The organism is Stenotrophomonas sp. YJH_SMC_82 (genome assembly GCF_059368875.1).
Map to the genome: position 1 here is coordinate 945793 of NZ_JCAFSE010000002.1, position 25058 is coordinate 970850.

General features: G+C 67.7%; 25 protein-coding genes. 20 read left to right on the forward strand and 5 right to left on the reverse strand.

What is annotated here, in order from left to right; translation table 11 throughout:
- Positions 1-3: 3 nt before the first annotated feature.
- The 3 genes from sufC to AC5P53_RS12085 are packed head-to-tail and all read left to right on the forward strand — an operon-like array spanning position 4 to position 3283.
- On the forward strand, positions 4-768 hold the full coding sequence (sufC, locus tag AC5P53_RS12075) for a Fe-S cluster assembly ATPase SufC (protein WP_032129235.1): 765 nt from the start codon (positions 4-6) through the stop codon (positions 766-768).
- Positions 768-2030: a Fe-S cluster assembly protein SufD gene (gene sufD, locus AC5P53_RS12080; protein ID WP_197557335.1), complete on the forward strand. Its 1263-nt coding sequence runs from the start codon at positions 768-770 to the stop codon at positions 2028-2030. Before sufC ends, sufD begins: the two co-directional genes overlap by 1 nt.
- A complete protein-coding gene (locus AC5P53_RS12085) occupies positions 2027-3283 on the forward strand; it encodes a cysteine desulfurase (protein ID WP_046429365.1) in 1257 nt (418 codons plus the stop codon). Before sufD ends, AC5P53_RS12085 begins: the two co-directional genes overlap by 4 nt.
- A 269-nt stretch (positions 3284-3552) precedes the next feature.
- Here the strand turns inward: AC5P53_RS12085 and AC5P53_RS12090 are convergent, their stop codons facing one another.
- On the reverse strand, positions 3553-4203 hold the full coding sequence (locus AC5P53_RS12090; RefSeq protein WP_049441080.1) for a transposase: 651 nt from the start codon (positions 4201-4203) through the stop codon (positions 3553-3555).
- Positions 4204-4411: 208 nt separating this feature from the next.
- Between AC5P53_RS12090 and AC5P53_RS12095 the strand changes: the two genes are divergently transcribed.
- The 13 genes from AC5P53_RS12095 to AC5P53_RS12155 all read left to right on the forward strand — a co-directional run bounded on the left by AC5P53_RS12095 (position 4412) and on the right by AC5P53_RS12155 (position 17835).
- Complete coding sequence (locus tag AC5P53_RS12095) at positions 4412-4951, forward strand: GNAT family N-acetyltransferase (protein WP_069117492.1); 540 nt, start codon at positions 4412-4414, stop codon at positions 4949-4951.
- The gene (locus tag AC5P53_RS12100) at positions 4948-5280 is read left to right on the forward strand and encodes a non-heme iron oxygenase ferredoxin subunit (RefSeq protein WP_014646265.1); all 333 of its coding nucleotides are present in this window, start codon (positions 4948-4950) and stop codon (positions 5278-5280) included. Before AC5P53_RS12095 ends, AC5P53_RS12100 begins: the two co-directional genes overlap by 4 nt.
- A gap of 177 nt (positions 5281-5457) precedes the next feature.
- Positions 5458-5856: a hypothetical protein gene (locus AC5P53_RS12105; RefSeq protein ID WP_241887213.1), complete on the forward strand. Its 399-nt coding sequence runs from the start codon at positions 5458-5460 to the stop codon at positions 5854-5856.
- 151 nt (positions 5857-6007) lie between these two features.
- Complete coding sequence (locus AC5P53_RS12110) at positions 6008-8302, forward strand: TonB-dependent receptor (protein WP_227863604.1); 2295 nt, start codon at positions 6008-6010, stop codon at positions 8300-8302.
- A 68-nt stretch (positions 8303-8370) separates the two neighbouring features.
- The gene (locus AC5P53_RS12115; protein ID WP_014646262.1) at positions 8371-9090 is read left to right on the forward strand and encodes a tetratricopeptide repeat protein; all 720 of its coding nucleotides are present in this window, start codon (positions 8371-8373) and stop codon (positions 9088-9090) included.
- A gap of 10 nt (positions 9091-9100) precedes the next feature.
- Positions 9101-9778 carry a Fe2+-dependent dioxygenase gene (locus AC5P53_RS12120; RefSeq protein ID WP_032957365.1) on the forward strand — a complete coding sequence of 226 codons (678 nt, stop codon included), beginning with the start codon at positions 9101-9103 and terminating at the stop codon, positions 9776-9778.
- A 163-nt stretch (positions 9779-9941) separates the two neighbouring features.
- Positions 9942-10343: a hypothetical protein gene (locus tag AC5P53_RS12125; protein WP_241887212.1), complete on the forward strand. Its 402-nt coding sequence runs from the start codon at positions 9942-9944 to the stop codon at positions 10341-10343.
- A gap of 145 nt (positions 10344-10488) precedes the next feature.
- Entirely contained in the window at positions 10489-12909 is a 2421-nt protein-coding gene (locus AC5P53_RS12130; protein WP_049441069.1) for a TonB-dependent receptor domain-containing protein, read from the forward strand.
- Positions 12910-13100: 191 nt separating this feature from the next.
- Positions 13101-13739, forward strand: coding sequence for a PepSY-associated TM helix domain-containing protein (locus AC5P53_RS12135; RefSeq protein WP_014646258.1), 639 nt, complete (start codon positions 13101-13103; stop codon positions 13737-13739).
- Between the two features lie 26 nt (positions 13740-13765).
- The gene (locus AC5P53_RS12140; RefSeq protein WP_005408420.1) at positions 13766-14284 is read left to right on the forward strand and encodes a DUF2271 domain-containing protein; all 519 of its coding nucleotides are present in this window, start codon (positions 13766-13768) and stop codon (positions 14282-14284) included.
- Positions 14285-14406: 122 nt separating this feature from the next.
- A complete protein-coding gene (locus AC5P53_RS12145; RefSeq protein ID WP_069117509.1) occupies positions 14407-15210 on the forward strand; it encodes a DUF4198 domain-containing protein in 804 nt (267 codons plus the stop codon).
- 52 nt (positions 15211-15262) lie between these two features.
- On the forward strand, positions 15263-16234 hold the full coding sequence (locus AC5P53_RS12150) for an FAD:protein FMN transferase (protein WP_241887210.1): 972 nt from the start codon (positions 15263-15265) through the stop codon (positions 16232-16234).
- A complete protein-coding gene (locus tag AC5P53_RS12155) occupies positions 16231-17835 on the forward strand; it encodes a sulfite reductase subunit alpha (RefSeq protein ID WP_142234382.1) in 1605 nt (534 codons plus the stop codon). Before AC5P53_RS12150 ends, AC5P53_RS12155 begins: the two co-directional genes overlap by 4 nt.
- 147 nt (positions 17836-17982) lie before the next feature.
- Here AC5P53_RS12155 and AC5P53_RS12160 read toward each other — a convergent pair whose 3' ends face one another.
- The 4 genes from AC5P53_RS12160 to AC5P53_RS12175 all read right to left on the reverse strand — a co-directional run bounded on the left by AC5P53_RS12160 (position 17983) and on the right by AC5P53_RS12175 (position 21129).
- The gene (locus tag AC5P53_RS12160; RefSeq protein WP_049441065.1) at positions 17983-18591 is read right to left on the reverse strand and encodes a HutD/Ves family protein; all 609 of its coding nucleotides are present in this window, start codon (positions 18589-18591) and stop codon (positions 17983-17985) included.
- Between the two features lie 34 nt (positions 18592-18625).
- Entirely contained in the window at positions 18626-19351 is a 726-nt protein-coding gene (locus AC5P53_RS12165) for a murein L,D-transpeptidase catalytic domain family protein (RefSeq protein WP_032957373.1), read from the reverse strand.
- A gap of 17 nt (positions 19352-19368) precedes the next feature.
- Positions 19369-20451, reverse strand: a complete 1083-nt coding sequence (locus tag AC5P53_RS12170) for a L,D-transpeptidase (RefSeq protein ID WP_241887209.1) — start codon at positions 20449-20451, stop codon at positions 19369-19371.
- A 351-nt stretch (positions 20452-20802) separates the two neighbouring features.
- Positions 20803-21129 carry a ComEA family DNA-binding protein gene (locus AC5P53_RS12175; RefSeq protein ID WP_014036262.1) on the reverse strand — a complete coding sequence of 109 codons (327 nt, stop codon included), beginning with the start codon at positions 21127-21129 and terminating at the stop codon, positions 20803-20805.
- A gap of 199 nt (positions 21130-21328) precedes the next feature.
- Here AC5P53_RS12175 and AC5P53_RS12180 point away from each other — a divergent pair, with 199 nt between their 5' ends.
- The 4 genes from AC5P53_RS12180 (at position 21329) to murU (ending at position 24958) form a co-directional block, all read left to right on the forward strand.
- Positions 21329-22822 (forward strand): M20 family metallopeptidase, encoded by a 1494-nt coding sequence (locus AC5P53_RS12180; protein ID WP_032957377.1) that lies wholly within the window; start codon positions 21329-21331, stop codon positions 22820-22822.
- A 69-nt stretch (positions 22823-22891) separates the two neighbouring features.
- Entirely contained in the window at positions 22892-23161 is a 270-nt protein-coding gene (locus AC5P53_RS12185; RefSeq protein ID WP_005415577.1) for a GlsB/YeaQ/YmgE family stress response membrane protein, read from the forward strand.
- A 64-nt stretch (positions 23162-23225) separates the two neighbouring features.
- Positions 23226-24251, forward strand: a complete 1026-nt coding sequence (locus tag AC5P53_RS12190; RefSeq protein ID WP_046429330.1) for an aminoglycoside phosphotransferase family protein — start codon at positions 23226-23228, stop codon at positions 24249-24251.
- Positions 24248-24958 carry an N-acetylmuramate alpha-1-phosphate uridylyltransferase MurU gene (gene murU / locus AC5P53_RS12195; RefSeq protein ID WP_049408158.1) on the forward strand — a complete coding sequence of 237 codons (711 nt, stop codon included), beginning with the start codon at positions 24248-24250 and terminating at the stop codon, positions 24956-24958. The genes AC5P53_RS12190 and murU overlap by 4 nt, the downstream gene beginning before the upstream one ends.
- The last annotated feature ends 100 nt before the right edge of the window (positions 24959-25058 follow it).

A 25058-nucleotide genomic window follows, 5' to 3' on the forward strand; every position in this document is an offset into this window, starting at 1 on the left:
CCAATGCTGAAGATCGAAAATCTCCACGCCCGCATCGGCGACAAGGAAATCCTCAAGGGCCTGTCGCTGGATGTGAAGCCCGGCCAGGTGCACGCCATCATGGGCCCGAACGGCGCCGGCAAGTCCACCCTGGGCAACGTCCTGGCCGGCCGCGACGGCTACGAAGTGACCGAAGGCAGCGTGCAGTTCGACGGCGTCGACCTGCTGGAGCAGGACCCGGAAGCACGTGCCGCCGCAGGCCTGTTCCTGGCGTTTCAGTACCCGGTGGAAATCCCGGGCGTGAACAACACCTACTTCCTGCGCGCGGCACTGAACGCCCAGCGCAAGGCGCGCGGCGAAGAAGAACTCGATTCCATGCAGTTCCTCAAGCTGGTGCGGCAGAAGCTGGCCGTGCTGCACCTGAAGGACGAACTGCTGCACCGTGGCGTCAACGAAGGCTTCTCCGGTGGCGAGAAGAAGCGCAACGAGATCTTCCAGCTGGCCGTGCTGGAACCGAAGCTGGCGATCCTGGACGAAACCGATTCGGGCCTGGACATCGACGCGCTGAAGAGCGTGGCCGACGGCGTCAACGCGCTGCGCGCGGCCGACCGTTCGTTCCTGGTCATCACCCACTACCAGCGCCTGCTGGACTACATCAAGCCGGACGTCGTGCACGTGCTGGCCGATGGTCGCATCGTCAAGAGCGGCGGCCCCGAGCTGGCGCTGGAGCTGGAAGCGCACGGCTACGACTTCCTGAAGGACCGGGTCGTGCCCGAGGCGGCGGTCTGATGAGCGCCCTGCTTGACTCCATGGCCCAGGCCTTCTGTGGCAGCGATGCGCGCCGCGAAGTGCTGGATGCGGCCCTGCGCGACGGCCTGCCCGCCGCCCGCAATGAAGCCTGGAAGTACACCTCGCTGCGCCAGCTGGAACGCCGTGCGTTCGCTGCAGCGCCGCTGCAGGGCCCGGCGCTGGACGCCGCGCTGCTGGACGACATCCCGGCGCCGCGCCTGGTGTTCGTCAACGGCCGCCTGGATGCCGCGCTGAGCGATGTGCAGGCCCTGCCGTCCGGCGTGCAGCTGCAGCCGCTGTCGGCCGCGCTGGCCGCTGGCGAAGACGCCTTGCGTTTCCTTGGCCGTCGCTACGAGCGCAGCGAAGAGATCTTCGCCCGGCTCAACGCCGCGCTGGCCGATGAAGGCGTGGTGCTGCGCGTGGATGAAGGCGTGCAGGTCGAAACGCCGCTGCAACTGGTATTCGCCAGCGTCGCCGGCGAAGCCGACCTGGCCTGGCACCATCGCCACCTGATCGAACTGCGCGCCGGCGCCAGCCTGGGCGTGGTCGAGCACCGCTTCAGCGTGGGTGACTCCGCCCACCTGGACAACACCGTGCTGCATGCCCACGTCGCCCGCGATGGCGTACTCAAGCACGCCCGCGTGCAGGCCGGCAGCGCCCGCCAGACCAGCTTCCTGCGTACCGACGCGGTGCTGGCCCGCGACGCGCAGTACCACCGCGTGGACCTGGAACTGGGCGCCGCGCTCAGCCGCCACGAACTGAACGTGCGCCTGGAAGGCGACAACGCCCGGCTGACCGCCAACGGCGTGCTGCTCGGCAATGGCCGCCGCCACGTCGAGACCCGCCTGGGCATCGACCACATCGCGCGCGATACCGCCTGCGAGCTGCTGTGGCGCGGCGTTGCCGCCAACCGCAGCCGTGTGGTGTTCCATGGCGGCATCCAGATCCGCGAAGGCGCCGACGGCACCGACGCGAACCTGTCCAACAAGAACCTGCTGCTGTCGGCCGATGCCGAGATCGACACCCAGCCGACGCTGGTGATCGACGCCGATGAAGTGAAGGCCGCGCACGGCGCGACCGTCGGCCAGCTCGATGCCAATGCGCTGTTCTACCTGCGCTCGCGTGGCCTGCCCCAGGTCCAGGCGCAGGCACTGCTGAGCGCTGCGTTCTGCCATGAACCGCTGAAGATCCTGCCGGACGCGTTGCGCGAGCAGCTGGCACGCCGCCTGGACAAGGCCCTGGCCGAGGCGGGTGTGGCATGAACCTGTCCACGCCACGCCCGATCGAAGAACGCACCGGCGCCCCGGACTGGGATCGCGTCCGCCTCGACTTCCCGCTGCTGATGCGTGAAGTGCACGGCAAGCCGCTGGTCTATTTCGACAACGCCAACACCGGCCAGAAGCCGGTACAGGTGATCGGCGCGGTGGATGAGTTCTACCGCCGCTACAACGCCAACGTCAGCCGCGCGGTGCATGCACTGGGCAGCGAAGCGACCGACGCCTACGAAGGCGCACGCAACAAGCTGGCACGCTTCCTCAACGTGCGCGCCAGCGACCTGGTGCTGTGCAGCGGCACCACCTTCGCCATCAACCTGGTGGCCTACTCGTGGGCGCTGCCGCGATTGAAGGCCGGCGACGTGATCCTGATCACGCGCATGGAACACCATGCCAACATCGTGCCGTGGCAGCTGGTCGCGCAACGTACCGGCGCCACCATCCGCGTGGCCGAGATCACGCCCGATGGCGCGCTGGACCTGGATGCGCTGCGCGCGGCGATGACCCCGGAGGTCAGGCTGCTGGCGGTCACCCATGTCTCCAACGTGCTGGGCACGGTCAATCCGGTGCGCGAGATCTGCCGTGAAGCGCGCAAGCGCGGCATCATCACCGTGGTCGATGGCTCGCAGGCGGTGCCGCACCGCAAGGTCGACGTCGCCGCGATCGGCTGCGACTTCTACGCCATCACCGGCCACAAGATGTGCGGTCCGACCGGCACTGGTGCGCTGTGGGCGCGCCGCGAGCACCTGGACGCGATGCCGCCGTTCCTCGGCGGCGGCGAGATGATCAAGGAAGTCAGCTTCGACGGCACCGTGTTCAACGATGCCCCGCACAAGTTCGAAGCCGGCACCCCGAACATCGCCGGTTTCATCGGCCTGGGCGTGGCCGCCGACTACCTGCAGCAGCTCGGCCAGGAGAACGTGGAAGCCCGCGAAGCCGAACTGCTGGCGCACTTCACCGAGGAGCTGCGCCGCGTCGACGGCCTGCGCATCATCGGCGAAGCGCCGGAGAAGGCCGCCGTGGTCTCGTTCCTGATCGATGGCGCGCATGCGCACGATCTGGCCACCCTGCTCGACCTGGAAGGGGTGGCCGTGCGCTCGGGGCAGCACTGCGCACACCCGCTGCTGCAGTACTTCGGCGTCGCCGCCACCTGCCGTGCCTCGCTGGCGTTCTACAACACGCACGCCGAGATCGAGCGCTTCATGACCGCGCTGACCAAGGTACGCAAGCTGCTGGGCTGAGCCGGCACACCGGGGTCAGATCCCTTTCGCGACGCGAAAGGGATCTGACCCCACCAGTATTCCCGACAGCCGCCGCTGCGACCGCAATGCCCGCCGGATCGCGACCAGATGAACGCGGCATACCGCCCGCAGCACACCGGGGTCAGATTCCTTTCGCCACGCGAAAGGGCTCTGACCCCACCAGCATTCCCAACAGCCGCCGTTGCAACTGCAATGTCCGCCGGATCGCGACCAGATGAACGCGGCATACTGCCCGTAGCACACCGGGGTCAGATCCCTTTCGCCACGCGAAAGGGATCTGACCCCACCAGCATTCCCGACAGCCGCCGTTGCGACTGCAATGCCCGCCGGATCGCCAGCAGATCCCCCGCCGGAATACCCGCCTCGATGAACTCCACATAGCGCCTGCACCGTTCATCCGCATCAGAACCCATCAGCTCAAATGCCGAATGCGGCTCGAGCAGCGCATTGGGCCTGCCACGCGCATTGGCACGATAGCTCGACCAGCGATAGTCACCGGGATGCGCCACCTTCCCCGCCCGAACCGGGTTGAGCTCGATGTAGCGCTGGCAGGCCAGCAGATAGCGATCCGTATCCACCACCGTGGAGTGGAAGCGCCCTTCCCATAACGTGCCGGTGCGGCCCTGCCGATCATTCACCCGACGCACGTAGGTCCGGTTCACGGCCTGCATCATCCGCGACAGCCCGCCGCAGAGATCAGGCGTTGCCAGAAGATGGACGTGATTGTCCATCAGCACAAAAGCGTGGACCCGGCAGTGCTGCTGGTCTGCGTGATGACACAGCAGACGCAGGTAGGCGACGCGGTCGTCATCCGTGAAGAACACGGGCTGGCGATTGTTGCCGCGCTGGACGACATGTTGCGGATATCCGGGCGCATCGATGCGCCGTGGCCTTGGCATGGGCTGCTCCTGGTAGCAGGGGGTCAGGGCCCTTCGCTGCGCAAAGGGATCTGACCCCGAGCATCTGCCGATTCCGGGCCCGTGCCAGTCGGTCCATGGCCTGCCGTTGAGTCAGTAGATGCCGGGGTCAGATCCCTTTCGCGTTGCGAAAGGGATCTGACCCCACTCCCCCATTTGCGCCCGCCCACGCCCCACCTAGAATGGGGCCATGAGCACCCTGACCTTCCGCGCCGCCACGCCGGCCGACATCCCCGCCCTGATCGCCCTCGTCACCTCGGCCTACCGTGGCGACGCCAGCCGCGTTGGCTGGACCACCGAAGCTGACCTGCTGGATGGCGCCCGCATCGACGCCGAAGGCATCCAGGCCGACCTCGACCGCCCGCGCTCGACCATCCTGCTGGCCGAGCGCGAAGGCGTTCTTGTGGCCTGCGCCCACGTTGCCGACGTCGACGGCAACGGCTACTTCGGCATGTTCTCGGTCGATCCGGCCCAGCAGGGCGGCGGGGTCGGCAAGCAGCTGATGGACGCCGCCGAAGCGCACGCCGCACGCGAATGGAAGGTGCCGGTGATGCAGATGACGGTGATCGACGTACGCGACGAACTGATCGCCTTCTACGAGCGCCGCGGCTACCAGCGTACCGGCATCAAGAAGCCGTTCCCGTATGGCGACGAACGCTTCGGAATCCCCAAGCGCGACGACCTGCGCTTCGAGGTCCTGGAAAAGCCACTGGCCGGAGCCGCCGCGTGAGCGATACCTGGACCTTCGTGTGTGCCGGCAACGAGCTGCTGCCCGGTGAAATGAAGAGCGTGTTCGACGAAGTGACCGGCACGCCGATCGTGGTGTTCAACCTCGACGGCGAGCTGTACGCGCTGGAAGACCAGTGCACGCATGAGGAGTTCGAGCTGTCCTCGGGCGAGTTCAACACCGACGAAGGCAGCGTGGAATGCGTGCTGCACGGCGCGCGCTTCGACGTGCGCGATGGCCGCGCCCTGTGCGCCCCGGCCTATACGCCGGTACCCAAGTTCCCGGTGAAGCGCGAACACGACGCCGTCTGGACCCGCGACGACCGCGATTGACGCGGCGTTCGGCCGCCGGCGACTCCGCCCAGGGGGTGGAAGCCAGCGGAGCGCGCTGAGAGGCGTTCAGGGGCCTCCCCGGGCCTCCAGACCGCTCGTTCGCCCGCGCATATGCGAATCATTATCGTTGATGTTATCCTACGTAACATCTTCGTAACGACTCCGCCCCCCTGCGCCATGGCTTTGCCCGCGCCCGCCGCCACGCTGTGCCAGCTTGCCCGCCATGGGTGGCCGTTGGCTGTGGCCCTGCTGCTGACGCTGCTGCTGGGCTGGTCGGCCCTGCACGAAGGGCGCGATGGACCCGCCACCTACGGCTGGCAGGCACACGCTGAAGATCTTCAGCAGGCCATGCCGATGCCGGCCCCGCCGGACGAGTGCCCGCGCCATGCGGTGCCAGCACCGGAGCCGCCGCTGGATGGCGAGGGCACAACGCCCTGTACCGGACTGGCTCCCCCGCGCGCCGCCCTGGTCGCGCATGTTCCGCTGTGGCGCTCCGATGCCCTGCACTGGCAGCTGCACGATCCCGCACTGCGGTTGAACCCCGGCCACGCACCGCCCGCACCGCACGCCAGCTGAGGCGCCCTGCGGCCATTGCCGTGCGCCTGGAGTCGTCCGCCGCCCAGCCGAGCATCGGCTCGGCTCTACAGAAAACGCCCTCTACATGCCGTCGCGCTGTCTGCGCTTCGGCCCTCGCCCCTTTCCGATCCCAGCCACTACCACCCAAGCCATGACCCACATCACGTCCCGCAAGCGCGCCCCGCGCGTTTCCCTGCTCGCCACCGCCACCCTGGCCGCCGGCTTCGCGCCGTTGGCCGCACAGGCGGCCGACAGCGCTGACGCAGCCTCCTCCCGCAAGGCCACCGACCTGGACAAGGTGCAGGTGCGCGGCAGCTGGTTCAATCCGTCCTCGCCGAAGTTCACCGCTGAACTGCTGGACACCCCGAAGTCGGTGTCGATCGTCTCGGAGAAGCTGATCGCCGAAACCGGTGCGACCAACCTGCAGGATGCGCTGCGCATGGTGCCGGGCATCACCTTCGGTGCCGGCGAAGGCGGCAATCCGACCGGTGATCGCCCCTTCATCCGTGGCTTCGATTCGCAGAGCAACGTCTTCGTCGATGGCCTGCGCGACGTCGGCTCGCAGACCCGCGAGATCTTCGACCTGGAGCAGGTGGAAGTAGTCAAGGGCCCGAGCTCGGCCTACGGCGGCCGTGATTCCGGCGGTGGCAGCCTGAACCTTGTGAGCAAGACGCCGAAGCTGAAGAACGAGACCAGCGCCAGCATGGGCATCGGCACCGACAGCTACGCGCGCGGCACCGTGGACGCCAACTACGTGCTGGGCGATGGCATCGCCGCGCGCCTGAACCTGATGAAGCACGAATCGGACATCGCTGGCCGTGACGCCGCCAATGTCAGCCGCTGGGGTATCGCGCCGTCGATCGCGTTCGGCCTGAACGGCCCGGCCCAGCTGATCGCCAGCCACTACCACATGCAGAGCGATGATCTGCCCGATGCGGGTGGTTTCCCGTATGGCAACCCGAACGGTGCGCCGGCCTCGAAGTGGGTCGACGGCCGCCCGATGGTGCCGGACCGCAACAACTACTACGGCCTGGTCGACCGTGACTTCCAGCGTACCCGCGCCGACATCAGCACCCTGGATGCCAGCTACGACTTCGGCGGCCACAAGCTGCGCAACATCGCGCGCCTGGGCAACACCAGCAACGACTACCTGTGGACCCAGCCGGACGACAGCCAGGGCAACCCGAACAACTACGGCAGCCTGTGGCGCCGGACCAACAGCCGTGCCGTCGACGTCAAGAGCTTCGCCGACCAGCTGGGCCTGACCGGTGCCTTCCAGACCGGTGCGCTCAAGCACAGCTACAGCGCGGGCGTGGAATACAGCGACGAGAAGATGACCCGCGGCAGCTATCTGATGACCCCGGGCACCAGCAACCCGCTCACCGGCAACAGCAAGTGCCCGACCACCGGCGCGGCCACCGGCTACAACTGCACCGATTTCGCCAATCCGAACCCGCGCGATCCGTGGGCGGCCACCCATTCGGTGTACCGCAGCGACAAGGCACTGGACGTAGAGCAGCGCACCAGGACCACCTCGGCCTACGTGTTCGACACCATCGAGCTCAATGAGCAGTGGATGATCAACCTCGGCCTGCGCTACGACGACTTCCGCACCACCCTGACCACCCCGGTGGCCGGCAAGGCACCGACCCGCGTGCGCAACAGCAACGACTTCCTGAACTACCAGGCCGGCGTGGTGTTCAAGCCGGCCGCCAACGGCAGCATCTACCTGTCGTGGGGCACCTCCTCGACTCCGCCGGGCATGGACGGTGGTGATGGTTCGGACGGCCTGAGCGCCGCCGTGGCCGACCTCAAGCCGCAGGATACGAAGAACCTCGAGCTGGGCACCAAGTGGGACCTGTTCGACCAGCGCCTGAACCTCACCGCGGCGATCTTCCACACGGTGATGAACAACGCGCGCGTGACGGTCGACAACGGCACCAGCCAGAATGCCGGCAAGAAGGAAATCAACGGCTTCGAGCTGGGCTTCACCGGCCAGCTGACCGACGCCTGGAGCCTGTACGGCGGCTACACCTACCTGGACTCGGAACTGAAGGACAACGGCTTCGTCTGTGGTGCACCGGTCGGCCGCACCTGCCCGTCCAACGTCTACGTGCCCTCGCCGTACAACGGCAACGTATTCCCGAACACCGCCAAGCACAGCGCCAACCTGTGGACCACCTACCGCTTCCCCATCGGCCTGACCGTCGGTGCCGGTGCGTTCTACTCGGACAAGCAGTACGGTGATGTCGCCAACACCAAGTGGATCGCCAGCTACACCCGCTTCGACGCGATGGCCAGCTACGCGATCCAGGACAACATCAGCCTGCAGCTCAACGTGCAGAACCTGACCGACAAGACCTACTTCACCAAGGCCTATGCCTCGCACTACGCGAGCATCGCCCCGGGTCGCTCGACCACCCTGGCACTGAACGTGAAGTTCTGATGTAGCTTCGCTCCACCACGGCGGCAGGCTCTCCTGCCGCCGTTTTTGTTTCCGGCGATACTCACCCCATGGCAACCCGTACCCCCATCGACAGCGACGCCCTGGCCGAGCTGCTGCAGCACGATCCGCAGGCCGCGTTCGCACGCGTGCGCGACGCTGCGCAGGCTGGGCAGGTCGATGCACAACTGCTGCTCGCGCAGATGCACATGGAAGGCAAAGGCACCGCGCAGGACGCCTCGGCGGCGCTGCTCTGGTACGAAACCGCCGCCAACAACGGCGCGCCGATGGCGATGAACATGCTCGGCCGCTGCCATGAGCTGGGCCACGGCACGGCGGTCAACCTGGCGCTGGCGGCGGTGTGGTACCGGCGCGCGGCCGACACCGGCCTGGACTGGGGCCTGTACAACCTGGCCAACCTGCTGGCCACCGGCCGCGGCATTGCGCAGGACCGCGCGCAGGCACTGGCCCTGTACACCCGTGCCGCGCACCTGGGCCACGCCAAATCGATGAACCTGCTGGCCCGCCACCTCGAAGACGGGCTGGATACCGCACCCGATCCGCAGGCGGCGCTGGCCTGGTACCAGCGCGCGGCCGAGGCCGGTGATTTCCGCGGCCAGGCCAACTACGCCTCGATCCTGCTGCAGGCCGGCCAGGTCGAGCAGGCCGTGCACTGGCTGCGGCTCGCACTGGCGCACGGCAGCCCGGCATTCATGGCGCACATCGTGCCGGAGCTGGCCGCGTCACCGCATCCACAGGTGCGCGCCCTGGTCGCACCGCCGTCCCTCTGAGGAGTCCCGCATGCTGCTGCACATCCCCGACATTCTCAGCGCCGACCAGGTCGCCGACTTCCGCCGCCGCCTCGACGCCGCCGACTGGACCGATGGCCGCGAAACCGTGGGGCATCTGGGCGCACAGGCCAAGCACAACCAGCAGCTGCCCGAGGCTTCGCCGCTGCGCCGCGAACTGGGCGAGATCATCCTCGTCGCGCTGGCCCGGCACCCGCTGTTCTTCAGTGCCGCGCTGCCGCTGAAGTACCTGCCACCACGCTTCAACCGCTACAGCGGTGGCGGCACCTATGGCTACCACGTCGATGGCGCGGTGATGAACCTGGCCAATGGCGAACAGCTGCGTTCGGACATCTCCTGCACCCTGTTCCTGTCGGCGCCGGACGAATACGAAGGCGGCGAGCTGATCATCAGCGATACCTACGGCGAGCACGAAGTGAAGCTGCCGGCCGGCGACCTGGTCGTGTATCCGTCCAGCAGCCTGCACCAGGTGCGGCCGGTCACCCGCGGCGCGCGCGTGGCCTCGTTCTTCTGGGTGCAGAGCATGATCCGCGACGATGTGCAGCGCCGCCTGCTGTGGGAAATGGATGGCGCGATCGAGCGCCTGCGGCAGACCGGCGGCGACGCCGAGGCGGTCCTGCAGCTGACCGGCGTGTACCACAACCTGTTGCGGCGCTGGAGCGAAGTCTGAGCCTTGCCGGGCCGGCCTGCGACATTTTGGCAATCATTCTCATTTGCAACAGCTAACAGCTCTCATTACAATCACGCCCCGTTGATGCCGGCCGCTGCCGGCAGCCCCAGGGAACCCCCGCTTGCTGCGCCCGCTTCGCCCTCGCCCACTCATCCATCGCAAGATGGGCACCGCCATGCGCGGCCAGCGTCCTGCGCTGGCCAGCCTGCTGGCGTGGGTGGCAATGCTGGCGTTGCTGCTGGGCACCCTGCCGCTGCTGCCACAGGCCCAGGCCGGAATGGCCGTGCAGATGCCACTGGAAGAACGTGGCGGCGAAACACCCCTGCAGGAAGAGGCGCCGGCCAAGCTGCGCCGCTGCGCCTCCGCTCCGGTGAAGGCGGCCGAGAAGGCACGCCCGCCGTTGCTGCTGGCCAGCCACTGGCTGCGCACTGAGCTCGACCTCGTACCCGCCATGCCGGCCATGCCCGGCGTGCGCGCGGACTGGCCGCTGGCCGCTCCGGACACGCCCTGGGCCGATGCGCCCGGGCGCCGTCAGCAACGCGGCCAGGCGCCGCCGCTCGCCTGATCCACGGCCCGACGTGACCGCCTGCGCAGTCGCGCCTGCACGCCGCTGCCTGCTTCATCCCTGCCGCCCCTGACCGGCCCTTCCGTGCCTGCCGCGCCCTTCGCGCACGGCACCGCGCCACCCTGCATCCTTCGAGGTAACTGCCATGGCCCAGCGCCATCGTGTCCGTTCGTCCCTGTCCCGTACCCTGCTGACCAGCGCCGTGCTGGCGGCTTTCGCCAGCCCCGCCTTCGCCCACGGTGACGCCGCAGGCGCGCCGCAGACGCTGGACAAGGTGGTGGTCACCGCCGCCGGCTTCGAGCAGAAGGTGATCGATGCCCCGGCCAGCATCAGCGTGGTCAGCCGCGAGGAACTGAGCAAGCGCCCGTACACCAGCCTGGTCGATGCGCTGCGCGACGTCGAAGGCATCGACGTCGGCCTGGAAGCGACCGACAAGAACGGCCGCGCCACCGTGTCGATGCGCGGCCTGCCGTCCGAGTACACCCTGGTGCTGATCGACGGCCGCCGCCAGAGCAATGTCGGCCAGATCTATCCGAACAACTTCGGTGGCGGCCAGTTCGCCTACCTGCCCCCGCTGGATGCGATCGAACGCATCGAAGTCGTGCGCGGGCCGATGTCCACGCTGTACGGTTCGGACGCGATGGGCGGTGTCATCAACATCATCACCCGCCGAAACCAGGACAGCTGGCACGGTTCGGTCAGCCAGGGCTTCACCGTGCAGCAGGACGACCAGTTCGGCGATGCACGCACCACCGACCTCTACCTCAGCGGCCCTTTGCTGAAGGAGCGCCTCAGCCTGGCAGTACGCGGCAGCTACTACGACGCGAAGGCTTCCAACCCGGAATGGGATGCGTTGTCCCTGCCCGACGGCACCCTGTGGGAGCGCAGCATCGGCTTCGGCGGTGGTGGCAAGTCGGTGGCCAACACCAACTGGAACAGCGGCGTGCGGTTGGACGTCCGCATCAACGACGATCACGAACTGTGGCTGGACTACGACGTGTCGCGGCAGAAGTTCGACAACAGCGAAGGCCAGACCGGCACCCTCGACAGCCTGGCCAGCCTGTGGCGCGTCGGCAATGCCGTCATTCCCAACCCGAACGGCAGCGGTACCGTCACCCGTCGCGTGGTGCAGCCGCGCGTGGGCTACACCGCCTACCAGCGCTACGAACGCGACCAGTTGTCGCTGACCCATCAGGGCCGCTACAGCTTCGGTACCTGGCAGACCTCGCTGACCCACAGCAAGAGCAGCAACCTGGGCCGTTCGCTGCCGCTGACCCTGGAAGAGCGCGCCAACCTGCAGACGCTGTGGAATGACGTCTGCCGCCGCACCGGTGCTGCCAACAACTGTGCGGCCGGCCGCGGCAACGCCCTGGTTGCCCTCAACCCGAGCGAGATGGCGCGGCTGCAGGCGTTCCTGCCGCGCCCGCTGCGCACCATGGAACTGGAAGGCTACGTGCTCGACACGATGCTCGACCTGGACTTCGGCGCGCACACGCTGACCGTGGGCGGCCAGTACAACGACACTGACATGGTCGACGGTGTGTTCGGCATGGATGGCGCCGGCTACCGCAGCAACGTCAAGCAGATGCACCGCATGTGGGCGCTGTTCGCCGAGGACAACTGGGCGCTGACCGACACCCTCACCGCCACCTTCGGCCTGCGCTACGACGACCACAACGTATTCGGCAGCCATGTCAGTCCGCGTGGCTACCTGGTGTGGAATGCCAGCGATGCGTGGACCTTCAAGGGCGGCGTCAGCACCGGCTACAAGACCCCGCGTCCGGACCAGCTGTTCCCGGGCATCACCGGCTTCGGTGGCCAGGGCGTGCTGCCACTGGTCGGTTCGCCGAACCTCAAGCCTGAAACCAGCACCAACTACGAACTGGCCGCCTACTATGAAGGCCAGCGCTGGGGCTTCAACGTCACCGGCTTCTTCAACACGTTCGAAGACAAGATCGCCAGCGGCGGCACCTTTGCGAACTGCGAAGTAGCCCGCGCCGGCAGCGGCTACTGCGTGGACATCGGCCCGGGCTGGGCGGCACTGGGCTACAGCACGTTCACCCAGAGCGTGAACATCGACAAGGCCGAGACCCGCGGTGCCGAACTGGCCGCGCATGTCGACCTGCTCGACACCCTGCAGCTGCGCGGCAACTACACCTGGACCAGGAGCGAGCAGACCAGCGGCGCGCAGAAGGGCCTGCCGATCAGCGGCACGATGCCGGCCAGGCACATGGCCAATGCCAGCCTCAACTGGCAGGTCAACGAAGCGATCAGCCTGTCGCTGATCGGCGAAGGCCGCTACGACCGCTACCGCGACACGCTGCTGGACGCCAACGGCGCCAGCCACACCCGCTACTACCAGGACTACACCATCTTCCATCTCGGTGGCAGCTGGAAGGCCACGCCATGGCTGACGGTGAACGCACGGGTCAACAACCTGTTCGACAAGGACTTCGTTTCGCAGTCGTGCCTGCTGATCAGCCAGAGCGAGTTCAACTGCGTGGACGACTACGCGACCAAGGACCAGCGCCGCAGCTACTGGATCTCGTTGAACGCGAAGTTCTGATCGCCGCGCCCGGCCCCGGTGGGTGCCGACCTTGGTCGGCACCGCTTCATCCACGCGTGGCGTGGATCTACCGATCGGTAGTGCCGGCCGCTGGCCGGCAATCGCCCTCCAGCGATACAGAACGACACGCAATTGCGAGCTATTCTCATCAATGATGTAATGGGCAGTCCCCGTCCGCCTCGAACCGTGCCGTGAGCCGTCCTGCCTCTTCCACCGTGGCGCAGCAACAGAACCGTGGCTTCTGGCTGCGGACGCTGCACCAGTGGCACTGGATCAGCTCGGCGGTGTGCCTGATCGGCATGCTGCTGTTCGCGGTGACCGGCCTGACCCTCAACCACGCCGCGAAGATCGAAGCCAAACCCCAGGTGCAGAACCAGCATCTGGAACTGCCGGCCGATCTGCTCGGCCAGCTCGGCACGCGCGAAAACGGCAATGCACCGATTCCGCGCCCGGCCCGGCACTGGCTGGACACGCAGCTGGGCATCGCCATCGGCGGGCGCCCGGCAGAGTGGTCGGCCGAGGAGATCTACCTGTCGCTGCCGCGCCCCGGCGGCGACGCCTGGCTGAGCATCGATCGCGGGACCGGCGCGGTGGAGTACGAATCAACCTCGCGCGGCGCGGTGTCCTACCTCAACGACCTGCACAAGGGCCGCAACGCGGGCCCGGCGTGGGGCTGGTTCCTGGACCTGTTCGCCGTGGCCTGCCTGGTGTTCTGCATCACCGGCCTGTTCCTGCTGCACCTGCATGCACGCCAGCGGCGCATGACCTGGCCGCTGGTCGGCCTCGGCCTGATGATTCCGCTGCTGATCGCCCTGCTGCTGATCCACTGACTTTCCTTCGTTTCCGGAGCCGCCCCATGCGCGTCACCCTGACCATCGCCCTCAGCGGCCTGCTGGCCACCTCGCCGGCGTACGCCACCACCCTCGACATCAACGTCGAAGTGCCCAAGCTCAACGTGGCCGAGTACCACCGCCCGTACGTGGCGGTGTGGCTGGAAGGCGCCGACCAGAAGGTCGCGGCCAACCTGTCGGTCTGGTACCAGCAGACCAGCAACAGCGAAGGCCACGGCACCAAATGGCTGCCGGACCTGCGCCAGTGGTGGCGCAAGAGCGGCCGCACCCTGCAGGTGCCGGTGGACGGCGTGACCGGCCCGACCCGCCCGGCCGGCAAGCACGCGCTGTCGTTCAACGACAGGCAGCCGGCACTGAAGCAACTGGCCCCGGGCAACTACACCTTGGTGGTGGAAGCGGTGCGCGAAGTCGGTGGCCGCGAACTGCTGAAGATCCCCTTCACCTGGCCGGCCACCGCCGCGCAGAACGGCAAGGCGCAGGGCGCCACCGAACTGGGCCAGGTCACCCTCGCCGTCAAACCATAACTGCCTGAGCCGGGGTCGGATCCCTTCCGCAGGAAGGGCTCTGACCCCATCGCCCTATCCCTCGGGGTCAGAGCCCTTTCCGCTGGAAAGGGATCCGACCCCTTCCAACTGGAGTCTTCCGCATGAAGCGCACGCTCGTCCTCGCCGCCGCCCTGGCCGCTGCCCTTCCCTTCTCCGCCCTGGCCCACAAGGCCTGGCTGCTGCCCTCGCAGACCGTGATCGCCGGCAACGCGCCGTGGATCACCGTCGACGGTGCGGTCTCCAACGATCTGTTCTACTTCAACCACGTGCCGCTGCGCCTGGAATCGCTGGTGATCACCGCGCCGGACGGCAGCACCGTGCAGCCGCAGAACGCGTCGACCGGCAAGTACCGCAGCGTGTTCGACATCGAACTGAAGCAGCCGGGCACTTACCGCATCGCGTCGGTCAATGACGGCCTGTTCGCCACGTACGAGCAGAACGGCGAGCGCAAGCGCTGGCGCGGCAGCGTGGCTACCTTCGGTGAACTGCCGAAGGACGCGAAGAAGCTGGAAGTGAGCCAGTCGATCGGCCGCGTGGAGACCTTTGTCACCAACGGTGCGCCGAACGACACCGCGCTGAAGCCGACCAACCGTGGCATCGAGCTGGTCGCCGTCGGCCACCCGAATGACCTGTTCGCCGGCGAGGAAGCCACCTTCCGCGTGCTGGTCGATGGCAAGCCGACCGCCGGCCTGGAGTTCGAGATCGTGCGTGGCGCCACCCGCTACCGCAACGCGCAGGACGAGCTGAAGCTGACCAGCGATGCCAAGGGAGAGATCAAGGTGACCTGGCCGGAAGCCGGCATGTACTGGCTGGAGACCGGCACCGAGGACAACAAGACGTCGGTGAAGCAGGCCGCCAAGCGCCGCCTGAGCTACGTCGCCACGCTGGAAGTGCTGCCGCAGTAATGTGGACCGCGATGCCGGGCATTCCCCGGCATCGCCACCGCAACGCATCACCATGACCGATTCCCATCTCGACATCGCCCGCCTCGGTGGCACCACCATGGGCACCACCTGGAGCGTGTCGCTGGTCGCGTCGCGCCAGCGCGACCTGCACCCGCTGCACGCCGGCATCCAGGCGCGGTTGGACGACGTGGTCGCGCAGATGAGCACCTGGGAGCCCGGCTCGGATCTGAGCCGCTACAACCGCGCCGACGCTGGCCAATGGTGCGTGCTGCCGGCGGAGACCCGCCACGTTGTGACCTGCGCACAGGCCATCGCTGCCGCCAGTGACGGCGCCTTCGATCCCACCATCGGTCCGCTGGTTGCACTGTGGGGCTTCGGTGCACAGGCCGGTGAACGCCGCCAGCCCGACGCCGCTACCCTGCAGGCCACCCGTGAGCGTTGCGGTTGGCAGCGCCTGCAGTGGCAGGATGATGCGCTGCTGCAACCGGGCCGGCTGGAACTGGATCTCTCTGCGATCGCCAAGGGCTTCGGCGTCGACCACGTCGCCGCCTGGCTGCGTAGGCAAGGGATTGGGGCGGCGCTGATCGAAGTGGGTGGCGAACTGGCCGGCTACGGCAGAAAACCGGACGGCCAACCGTGGCGCGTGCTGGTGGAATCCGCACCGGAAGAGGATGTGCACACCGAAACCCCGCCACGGGTGCTGGCGCTGGACGGCAAGGCGGTGGCCACTTCGGGCGATCGCTGGCACCAGTACCAGGCCGATGGCGAGGCCTACAGCCACAGCCTCGACCCGCGTACGGGCAGGCCGGTGCAGCAGGTCGCCGCAGCGGTCACCGTCGTGGCCGACGACGCCATGCACGCCGATGCCTGGGCTACCGCACTGACCGTGCTGGGTCGCGAACAGGGCATGGCGCTGGCCGAGCGCGAAGGACTGGCCGCGCGCTACCTGCAACGCACCGCAGACGGCCCGCAGGAATTTCTCAGCAGCGCCTTCCAGCGCCTGCTCGACGGGCAGGACGCATGAGCACTCGGCCATCGCGTGCGTGGCTCGGCAACACACTTGTACTGATCGTACTGGCGCTGATCGCCTGTGCGCTGCTGCGCCTGCACCTCGGCGACGCCTGGTGGCAGGGCGCACCGCCGGCACGGCAATCGCAGATCGCCATCATCGCCACCGCGCTGTACGCGCTGGCCTGCGCAGCCCTGTGGTGGCGCACTCGTCCGCGCGATGATGCGGCGTCCGCCGATACCGCGCCGCTCCTGCTGGTCTGGTCCAGCCAGACCGGCTTTGCCCGCGAACTGGCCGAACGCAGTGCCGAGGCCCTGCGTGGTGCCGGCGTGCCGGTGCGTGTGCGCGGATTGCACCAGGTGGATGCAGCGTTGCTGGCCGATAGCCAGCGCGCGCTGTTCATTGCCAGCACCACCGGCGAAGGCGATCCGCCCGACCACGCCCTGCCGTTCCTGCGCGGGGTGATGGCCACGCCGCCTCCGTTGCAGCATCTGCAGTACGGCGTGCTCGCGCTGGGCGACCGCAGCTATGGCCACTTCTGCGGATTCGGCCACCAGCTGGACCAGTGGCTGCGCCAGCATGGCGCGCACCCGCTGTTCGATGCGATCGAGGTCGACAATGCCGATCCGGCGGCGCTGCGACATTGGCAGCAGTTGCTGGGACAACTTGGCGGAGGCGCCACTGAACTGCCTGACTGGAGCCCGGCCGAGTATCAGCCGTGGACGTTGCTGCAACGCCAGCATCTGAATCCGGGCAGCCCCGGCGGCCCGGTGTACCGGGTGCGCCTGCAGCCACCGCCTGGCGTCGATGTGCAGTGGCAGGCCGGCGACATCGCCGAGATCGGCCCGCAGCACCCACGCCACAGCGCGCGCGCCTGGCTCGATGCACAGGGCTTCAATGCAGACACCATGCTGGATGACGGGCAGGCGTTGCTGGCCCGTATCGAGCGCTCACATCTGCCATCGCTGGTTCCCCCGGGTGATCTGCCCGCACTGCTGGCAACCCTGCAACCGCTGCCGCATCGCGAGTACTCGATCGCCTCGGTGATGGCCGACGGCGCGGTGGAGCTGCTGGTGCGCCGCCAACTGCGCGCCGACGGTACACCCGGCATCGGCAGCGGCTGGCTGTGCGACCACGCGCCCATCGGCGAACCGGTGCAACTGCGGCTGCGCCGCAACGACAATTTCCATGGCGTGCCCACCGATGTACCGCTGCTGCTGATCGGCAACGGCACCGGCATCGCCGGCCTGCGCGCGCACCTGCACGAACGTGCCCAGCGCGGCGCGCGCCGCACCTGGCTGCTGTTCGGCGAGCGCACCGCCGCGCACGACTTCCATTTCGGCGAAGAACTGCAGGCGATGCTGGCCAGCGGCACGCTGGCACGGCTGGATGCAGTGTTCAGCCGCGACGGCGGCGCGCATCGCTATGTGCAGGACCGGCTGCAGGCCGAAGCGGCGACGCTGCGGCAGTGGGTCGATGAAGGCGCGACGATCCTGGTCTGCGGCAGCCTGCAGGGCATGGCCCCGGGCGTGGATGCAGTGATCGAGCGGGTGCTGGGTACCGCAGGCAAGGAAGCGATGCTGCTGGCCGGTCGTTACCGCCGCGATGTGTATTGAACGAACCGTCGGGGTCGGTTCCCTTTCCGCAGGAAAGGGCTCTGACCCCAACCACAGCCGCACCATGACGGCGTGCCCAGGCATGGTGGCAACCGCACAGCAGTAGATCCACGCCATGCGTGGATGGCGCCCACCGGCGCCCAGGAATCATGCCCCCGCCGCGCTCACCCGTATCGCCAACAACTCGCCACCACCGCTGAGCGCATGCCGTTGCCTCTCGCCCGCCGCCAACCACGCGGTGTCTCCCGCCTGCAGCGCCGGCAGGCCACTATCGGCACCGAACTGCGCCTGTCCGGCCAGCAGATGCAGCGCCCACGCAACGCCCGGTTCGCAGAAGAAGAACATCGATCCCACCAGCGGCCGGTGCAGCAGTTCGGCCTGCAGCAGCTCGCGCTTCCACATCAGGTTGAAGTCGTGGGTGGTGCCATCGACCAGTTCACCGTGCAGCGCTTCTTCACCGGCAAAGCGCACCCGCCCGTGCGGCGGCAGCACCTGGGCCACGCGGCCATCCTCGAAACGCAGGCGCACGCCATTGCCCTGCAGCAGCACCAGTTCTCGCTCCACGCCGGGGAAGGTGGAGAACGCAGCGTCCTGCTCGATCTCGGCCACCGACAGGCGCAGCGCCCAGTCATCACCCTGTGCGGGCAGGCGCAGGATCTCGCGGGTCCAGCCAAGTCCATTCCGCCAGCGTTCGCGACGATAGTCCAGGCTGGAAATGACCTGGCTCGGAGTGTGCAACAGGGAGTCGACGTTCATCGGCGCATTGCATCACGCCACGCGCCATCATGCATCACCGCGTAGCGAGCGTGCCCTGGCCACCGCATCCGCCGGCCAGCAGCTGCGAGTGCTTCAGCCAATCCTGGTCAGGGTAGTAAGCAAACACCATCGTGCCGCCACGCAACGCATCGATCAGCGGCTTGGCCACCGAAAGGCGCACCGCCGGGCAACCCAGGCTGCGACCCAAGCGCCCCTGCAGCTGCGCGGTGGCCGGGTTCACGTACGGCGCACCGTGGATGACGATCGCGCGTTCGCGCGCACGGTCGTTGAAGCCCGGCTCCAGCCCGGCCAGGCGCAGCGAATATCCATTACCGCCCATGTAGGTCTCCTGCGCGGTGAACGCGCCGAGGCTGGACATGAAACTCCCATCGCGGTTGGAGAAGTGCTGGGTGCGGTTCTCGCCGCTGTTGCGGCCATGCGCCACCCATTCCTCGAACAGCAGGCGCTGGTGGGCCAGGTCGAACACCCACAGGCGCGGCTCGGTGGACGGCCGCGAATAATCGATCACGCTGAGACGATCACCGTTGATGCCCAGCTCCGGACGCTGCAACGCACAGCGCATGGCGTGCGCCGCCAGCTGCAACACGTGGCGGTCAGCCTTGGGCGCACTGCGCGACAGCAAGGCAGCCAGATCATCAGCGCTGGTGGCAAGGGCGGGCGTCTGTGCCAGCGCCGGGGCGCTGGCCGAGGTCGCCAGCAGGCCGAACGCGGCCAGCCGGCACAGGCGGGATGCAGTCATGGGCACAACGAGGGGACTCAGTTGCCCTTGAGGGTGGACCCTGGCGGCTCGGATTCCAAGACCGGCTGCATTCCGGATTCAGCCGGGCTTGGGCGGACCGCCGGCAACGAGGTCACCAGCAGGGTCGTGCCCGGCACCAGCACCTGGTACAGCTGGCGGGCAAAATCGGCCGGCAGCGCCATTGGCAACGAGGGCGTGGCCAGCAGGTCCGGGGTGGCCTGGGCACGATCCTGGCCCAGCAGCGGATAGGCCGTCCACTGGTGCAGGCGCTGGTTCACGTCCAGCGGGCTGGGCGTATCGCTGTAGCCCTGCCCCATCACGAACAGCGTGGTGCCCTGGAATGCGGGCAGGGCGTCGGCCTTCAGCGGCGACTCGCCGATCATCACGCCATCGCGCAGCACGTACAGGCGCTGGTCATGCAGGCTGACCAGGATGCCGACCTGCCCGGCCGGGGCTGCGCTGTCGTCCCACCAGGCCTGCGCCGGGGCCCCGCCCTCGGTTTCCGGCAAAGCCTGGCCGCGCGCGTTGACCGGTGCCAGCACCGAAGGATAGGCCAGGGTCATCGGCGAACTCTTGGCGTCGGCCACCACCACCGTATCGCCGCGCTGGGTTTCGCTGAACAGCTTCTGCGCGAACGCCTGCGGCAGGCGCACGCAGCCATGCGAGGCCGGATGCCCGGGCAGGCTGCCGCCATGCAGGGCGATGCCATCCCAGGTCAGCCGCTGCATGTAGGGCATCGGCGCGCTGTTGTAGAGGTTGGACCTGTGGTCCTTGTCCTTCTGCAGGATGGTGAATACGCCGGTCGGCGTCTCGTGCCCGGCCTTGCCCGAGCTGATCGTGGTCAGGCCGATGGCGATGCCGTTGCGGTAAACGTAGGCACGCTGCTCATCGAGGCTGACCACCAGCACGATCGGGCCGGTCGGCGAGATTTCCGGATGCCACAGGTACTCGCCCGGTTTCAGGTCGGTCGGCCCGCGCACGTCGGCGGTGCTGGATTCGGCCGCAGGCTTGGCTGTCAGCGTCGGCGCAGCGGCATGGGCCAGCAGTGGCAGGGTCAGTGCCAGGGCGAGCATCAGGGTCGTGGGGCGGTGCACAAGCATCCAGCGGGGTCCTTTCCATGCGGAGCGGCCACCGTACACCATCGGCCCGTGGTGGCCGCGGCAAAACCAGGCGCCGGAAATGAAATTGCCCGGCGACACAGCCATGTGTCGTACCGGGCAATCGTTACGTCCTTGTCGGCCTGCTGCCGCCCCCTCGCATCCTGCGCTGTGGGGGTAGCGTTGCATCCTGCACGCGGCCGCGTCTGTCCTGTTTGTATCTCAGCCCCTTCCACAGGTCTGTGATGCCACCATCCTGGTGATTGGTGCCGCGTCCTGCGGCGGTCGGTGGTCACGGCCTTCCTGTCCGTGACCGGTGAACCAGCCTCCTGCCGGTTCCGACGATTCCTGCTGTCAGCGCCTGGGTACGGTCCGCACCGGTACCGATCCGGGTACCGGATCCGCCGGCAACAACCTGTTGCCTACGGTGATCCGCTGTCGATTCCGTTCGACGATCGCTTTCCCTATCCCCTTCACCTGCGTCAGGTCCTCGACGCGATGAAACGGGCCGTGTCTGCGCCGGTGCTCGACGATCGCCTCGGCCTTGGCGGCTCCGACCATTGTCAATCCCTGCTGCAGCGCCTGGGCATCGGCGCGGTTGATGTCGATCGGTTCGGCGGCATGCGCCCCAGCGATCCCCACTACCAGCACCAGCGCCCTCAACACGACAAACCAAGGCACGACGTGTATCTCCCTGTGATTCTGGCCGCCCCGACCGGCAATCCCGTCGGCAGGAACAGTGTCCGTCACCACATGTGCACAGCCTATCGGTTTCCCGGATTTCCGTAAGCCAGCCAAATACCCGACGTGATGTAGGAAAAACCCTACCCGCGGCACAGGCGTAGAATGGCCGGATCAGCCCATGCAACCGGAGTTTCAGATGGACAGCGCCAAGCTCGGCCAATTCGTCAATGACAAGTGGGACAGCGAAATCGTCCCGCAGTTGGTCGACTACATCCGCATTCCCAACAAGTCGCCGATGTTCGACGCCAATTGGGTGCAGAACGGCTACATGGAACAGGCGGTCACCCTGATGGAGAACTGGGCCAAGGCCCAGCAGCTGCCCGGCCTGAAGGTTGAAGTGGTGCGCCTGGAAGGCCGTACCCCGCTGATCTTCCTGGAAATTCCGGCTACCGGCGCCGAAACCGGCGACGACACCATCCTGCTCTATGGCCACCTGGACAAGCAGCCGGAAATGACCGGCTGGGACGACGACCTCGGCCCGTGGACCCCGGTCCTGCGCGGCGACAAGCTGTATGGCCGCGGCGGTGCGGACGACGGCTACGCGATCTTCGGCTCGCTGGCTGCGGTACTGGCACTGCAGGCCCAGGGCCTGCCGCACGCCCGCTGCGTGGTGCTGATCGAAGCGTGTGAAGAGTCCGGCAGCTATGACCTGCCGGCCTACGTCGACCACCTGGCCGACCGCATCGGCAAGCCGTCGCTGGTGGTCTGCCTGGATTCGGGCTGCGCCAACTACGACCAGCTGTGGTGCACCACCTCGCTGCGCGGCCTGACCGGCGGCAATTTCACCGTGAAGGTGCTCAACGAAGGCGTGCATTCCGGCGATGCCTCCGGCGTGATCCCGTCCAGCTTCCGCCTGCTGCGCCAGATCCTTTCGCGCATCGAGGACCAGGACACCGGCCGCATCCTGATCGACGGCATGAACGTGGAGATCCCGGCCGAGCGCCTGGAACAGGCCAAGCGTGCCGCCGAAGTGGTGGATACCGAGATCTTCGAGAAGTTCCCGATGGTCGACGGCCTGCGCCCCATGAACGAGGACCTGACCGAGCTGGTGCTCAACCGCACCTGGCGCCCGGCGCTGTCGGTCACCGGCGTCGGTGGCATGCCGCCGCTGGAATCGGCCGGCAACGTGCTGCGTCCGCAGACCTCGGTGAAGCTGTCGCTGCGCCTGCCGCCGACCGCCGATGGCAAGACCTGCGGCGAGCTGCTGAAGGAAGCACTGCTGCGCGACCCGCCGAACGGCGCGCAGGTCACCCTGGACCTGGAAAAGGCCTCCACCGGCTGGAATGCCCCGGCGATGGCGCCGTGGCTGACCCAGGCCATCGACGACGCCAGCCAGGCCTTCTTCGGCAAGCCGGCGATGTACATGGGCGAAGGCGGCTCGATCCCGTTCATGGGCATGCTGGGCGAGAAGTTCCCGGGCGCGCAGTTCATGATCACCGGCGTGCTCGGCCCGCACTCCAATGCGCATGGCCCGAACGAGTTCCTGCACATCCCGATGGGCAAGAAGGTCACCGCCTGCGTGTCCAAGGTGATCAGCGAGCACTACGCCGCCAGCCTGCGCGGCGAGACCAGCGGCTCGCCGGTGGCTGCCGACAGCGGCACCCGCCACGGCGACCACGGCTGCTGCTGATCCGGCACTCGTGACGGACGCAGCCTGGCCTTGCTAGGCTGCGTCCACACTCAAGCGGAATCCGCGCGCATGAATGGTCTGTTCGGCAGCAGCAGCTGGCTGTACATCCTGCTGGTCGGCTTCTTCGTCGGCCTGCTCGGGCGTTTCTTCATGCCCGGCAACAACCGCATGGGCTGCCTGCTGACCATCGTGCTGGGCATCCTTGGTGCCCTGCTGGCCGGTTGGTTCGGCCAGTACATGGGCTGGTACGCCCCCGGCGAACCGGCCGGTTTCCTCGGCGCGGTGGTGGGCGCGGTGGCCGTGCTGGCCGTCCTGCGCCTGTTCAGCGGTCGCCGCTGACGCCGCTCCCCCTTCCCTTCCTGTTGCCGACGTTGGCGCGCCCGGCGCGCCCGGATATGCCCGCATGACCGAACCCGCCTCCGATCCCCAGCGCAGCGCGCAGCGCCTGCAGTGGGCCCGTACCCAGCTCGATGATGCCAACGCGGTGGTCGAACGCGCTTCGGTTGACGCCGGCATGCGCAGCTACTGGCGCACCACCAGCACGCGCGGCAGCCACATCGTGATGGACGCCCCGCCGGGGCTGGAAGATCCGCGGCCGTGGCTGCGCATGCGCGGCCTGCTGCACGACAACGGTCTGCGCGTGCCCATGCTGCTCGCGCAGGACCTGGATGCCGGCTTCCTGCTGCTGGAAGATCTCGGCGGCCCGACCCTGGCCAGGATCCTCGACGAGCGCAACGCTGACGAATGGTTCGGTCGTTCGATCGAGCAGCTGCTGCGCCTGCAGGCGATCCCGGTGCCGGCCGACTTCGGCCAGTTCGGCGAAGCACTGCTGCAGCGCGATGCCGGCCTGTTCGACGAATGGTTCCTGCAGCGCCACCTGAACCTTGAACTGGACTGCGGCGAGATCGAAGGCCTGCAGCTGGTGCATCGCCGCCTGATGGACAACGCGCTGGGCCAGGCCCAGCTGATGACCCATCGCGACTACATGCCGCGCAACCTGATGCCGGTCGACGATGGCCCCGCGGTCCTGGATTTCCAGGACCTGGTGCGCGGCCCGATCGCCTACGATGCGGTGAGCCTGTTCAAGGACGCCTTCCTGAGCTGGCCACTGCAACGCGTGGACGAATGGCTGGCGCAGTATCACGAGCGCGCCCGCGACACCGGCCTGCCGGTGCCCGACCGCGCCACCTTCCTGCGCGATGCCGACTGGATGGGCATCCAGCGCCACGTGAAGATCCTGGGCCTGTTCTGCCGGCTGCGTTACCGCGACAACAAGGGCCATTACCTCGACGACGCACCGCGCTTCGTCACCTATCTGGATGAAGTGCTGCCGCGCTACCGCGAGCTGGCACCGCTGCAGCAGCTGCTGGACGACCGCATCAAGCCGGCGCTGGCCGAGCTGGGTGCACCGATGCGCGTAGCCCGATGAAGGCACTGGTCTTTGCCGCCGGCCTCGGCGAGCGCATGCGCCCTTTGACCCTGCACACGCCCAAGCCGCTGCTGGAAGTGGCTGGCAAGCCGTTGATCGTCTGGCACCTGGAACGCCTGGCCGCACTCGGCGTGCGCGAGGTGGTGGTCAACACCGCATGGTTGGCCGAACAGTTCCCGGCGACGCTGGGCGATGGCAGCCAGTGGGGCCTGCGCCTGCATTTCCTGTACGAAGGGCAGACCCCGCTGGAAACCGGCGGCGGCATCCTCAACGCCCTGCCGGTGCTGGGCGATGCCCCGTTCCTGGTAGTGAACGGCGACATCTGGACCGATTTCGATTTCGCCACGCTGCCGCGCGAGCCGCAGGGCCAGGCGCACCTGGTGCTGGTCGACAATCCGGTTCAGCACCCGAATGGTGACTACCGCCTGGATGCACAGGGGTTCCTGCACCACGACCGCGAAGGACCATGCCTGACCTATGCCGGCATCGGCGTGTACCGTCCTTCGATCGTGGCCGACTGGCGCGCGGTGATCGGCGATGCGCCGGGCAGCGAGCGGCTGCCACCGAAGTTCTCGGTGGTGCCGCTGCAGAAGCACTTCATGGCGCAGGGGTTGATGACCGGGCAGCACCATCGCGGGCGCTGGACCGACGTCGGCACGGTGGATCGCCTGCGCGCGCTGGATGCGGAGTTGGCGGCGAACGGCTGAGCCCCTCGTGGTTGGTCGCGTAGAGCGGATCGCGTGCTTGGCCGGGCGGGTGGGCCATGCAGGGGACGCTGCAAGTACGTCCCTGTAAGCTCGATGGCGC

What these genes read in the sequence shown, in the direction of transcription:
- sufC (WP_032129235.1), top strand. Translation starts at nt 4, where the DNA reads ATGCTGAAGATCGAAAATCTCCACGCCCGCATCGGCGACAAGGAAATC.
- sufD (WP_197557335.1), top strand. Translation starts at nt 768, where the DNA reads ATGAGCGCCCTGCTTGACTCCATGGCCCAGGCCTTCTGTGGCAGCGAT.
- AC5P53_RS12085 (WP_046429365.1), top strand. Translation starts at nt 2,027, where the DNA reads ATGAACCTGTCCACGCCACGCCCGATCGAAGAACGCACCGGCGCCCCG.
- AC5P53_RS12090 (WP_049441080.1), bottom strand. Translation starts at nt 4,203, where the DNA reads ATGCCAAGGCCACGGCGCATCGATGCGCCCGGATATCCGCAACATGTC.
- AC5P53_RS12095 (WP_069117492.1), top strand. Translation starts at nt 4,412, where the DNA reads ATGAGCACCCTGACCTTCCGCGCCGCCACGCCGGCCGACATCCCCGCC.
- AC5P53_RS12105 (WP_241887213.1), top strand. Translation starts at nt 5,458, where the DNA reads ATGGCTTTGCCCGCGCCCGCCGCCACGCTGTGCCAGCTTGCCCGCCAT.
- AC5P53_RS12110 (WP_227863604.1), top strand. Translation starts at nt 6,008, where the DNA reads ATGACCCACATCACGTCCCGCAAGCGCGCCCCGCGCGTTTCCCTGCTC.
- AC5P53_RS12115 (WP_014646262.1), top strand. Translation starts at nt 8,371, where the DNA reads ATGGCAACCCGTACCCCCATCGACAGCGACGCCCTGGCCGAGCTGCTG.
- AC5P53_RS12120 (WP_032957365.1), top strand. Translation starts at nt 9,101, where the DNA reads ATGCTGCTGCACATCCCCGACATTCTCAGCGCCGACCAGGTCGCCGAC.
- AC5P53_RS12125 (WP_241887212.1), top strand. Translation starts at nt 9,942, where the DNA reads ATGGGCACCGCCATGCGCGGCCAGCGTCCTGCGCTGGCCAGCCTGCTG.
- AC5P53_RS12130 (WP_049441069.1), top strand. Translation starts at nt 10,489, where the DNA reads ATGGCCCAGCGCCATCGTGTCCGTTCGTCCCTGTCCCGTACCCTGCTG.
- AC5P53_RS12140 (WP_005408420.1), top strand. Translation starts at nt 13,766, where the DNA reads ATGCGCGTCACCCTGACCATCGCCCTCAGCGGCCTGCTGGCCACCTCG.
- AC5P53_RS12145 (WP_069117509.1), top strand. Translation starts at nt 14,407, where the DNA reads ATGAAGCGCACGCTCGTCCTCGCCGCCGCCCTGGCCGCTGCCCTTCCC.
- AC5P53_RS12150 (WP_241887210.1), top strand. Translation starts at nt 15,263, where the DNA reads ATGACCGATTCCCATCTCGACATCGCCCGCCTCGGTGGCACCACCATG.
- AC5P53_RS12155 (WP_142234382.1), top strand. Translation starts at nt 16,231, where the DNA reads ATGAGCACTCGGCCATCGCGTGCGTGGCTCGGCAACACACTTGTACTG.
- AC5P53_RS12160 (WP_049441065.1), bottom strand. Translation starts at nt 18,591, where the DNA reads ATGAACGTCGACTCCCTGTTGCACACTCCGAGCCAGGTCATTTCCAGC.
- AC5P53_RS12165 (WP_032957373.1), bottom strand. Translation starts at nt 19,351, where the DNA reads ATGACTGCATCCCGCCTGTGCCGGCTGGCCGCGTTCGGCCTGCTGGCG.
- AC5P53_RS12170 (WP_241887209.1), bottom strand. Translation starts at nt 20,451, where the DNA reads ATGCTTGTGCACCGCCCCACGACCCTGATGCTCGCCCTGGCACTGACC.
- AC5P53_RS12180 (WP_032957377.1), top strand. Translation starts at nt 21,329, where the DNA reads ATGGACAGCGCCAAGCTCGGCCAATTCGTCAATGACAAGTGGGACAGC.
- AC5P53_RS12185 (WP_005415577.1), top strand. Translation starts at nt 22,892, where the DNA reads ATGAATGGTCTGTTCGGCAGCAGCAGCTGGCTGTACATCCTGCTGGTC.
- AC5P53_RS12190 (WP_046429330.1), top strand. Translation starts at nt 23,226, where the DNA reads ATGACCGAACCCGCCTCCGATCCCCAGCGCAGCGCGCAGCGCCTGCAG.
- murU (WP_049408158.1), top strand. Translation starts at nt 24,248, where the DNA reads ATGAAGGCACTGGTCTTTGCCGCCGGCCTCGGCGAGCGCATGCGCCCT.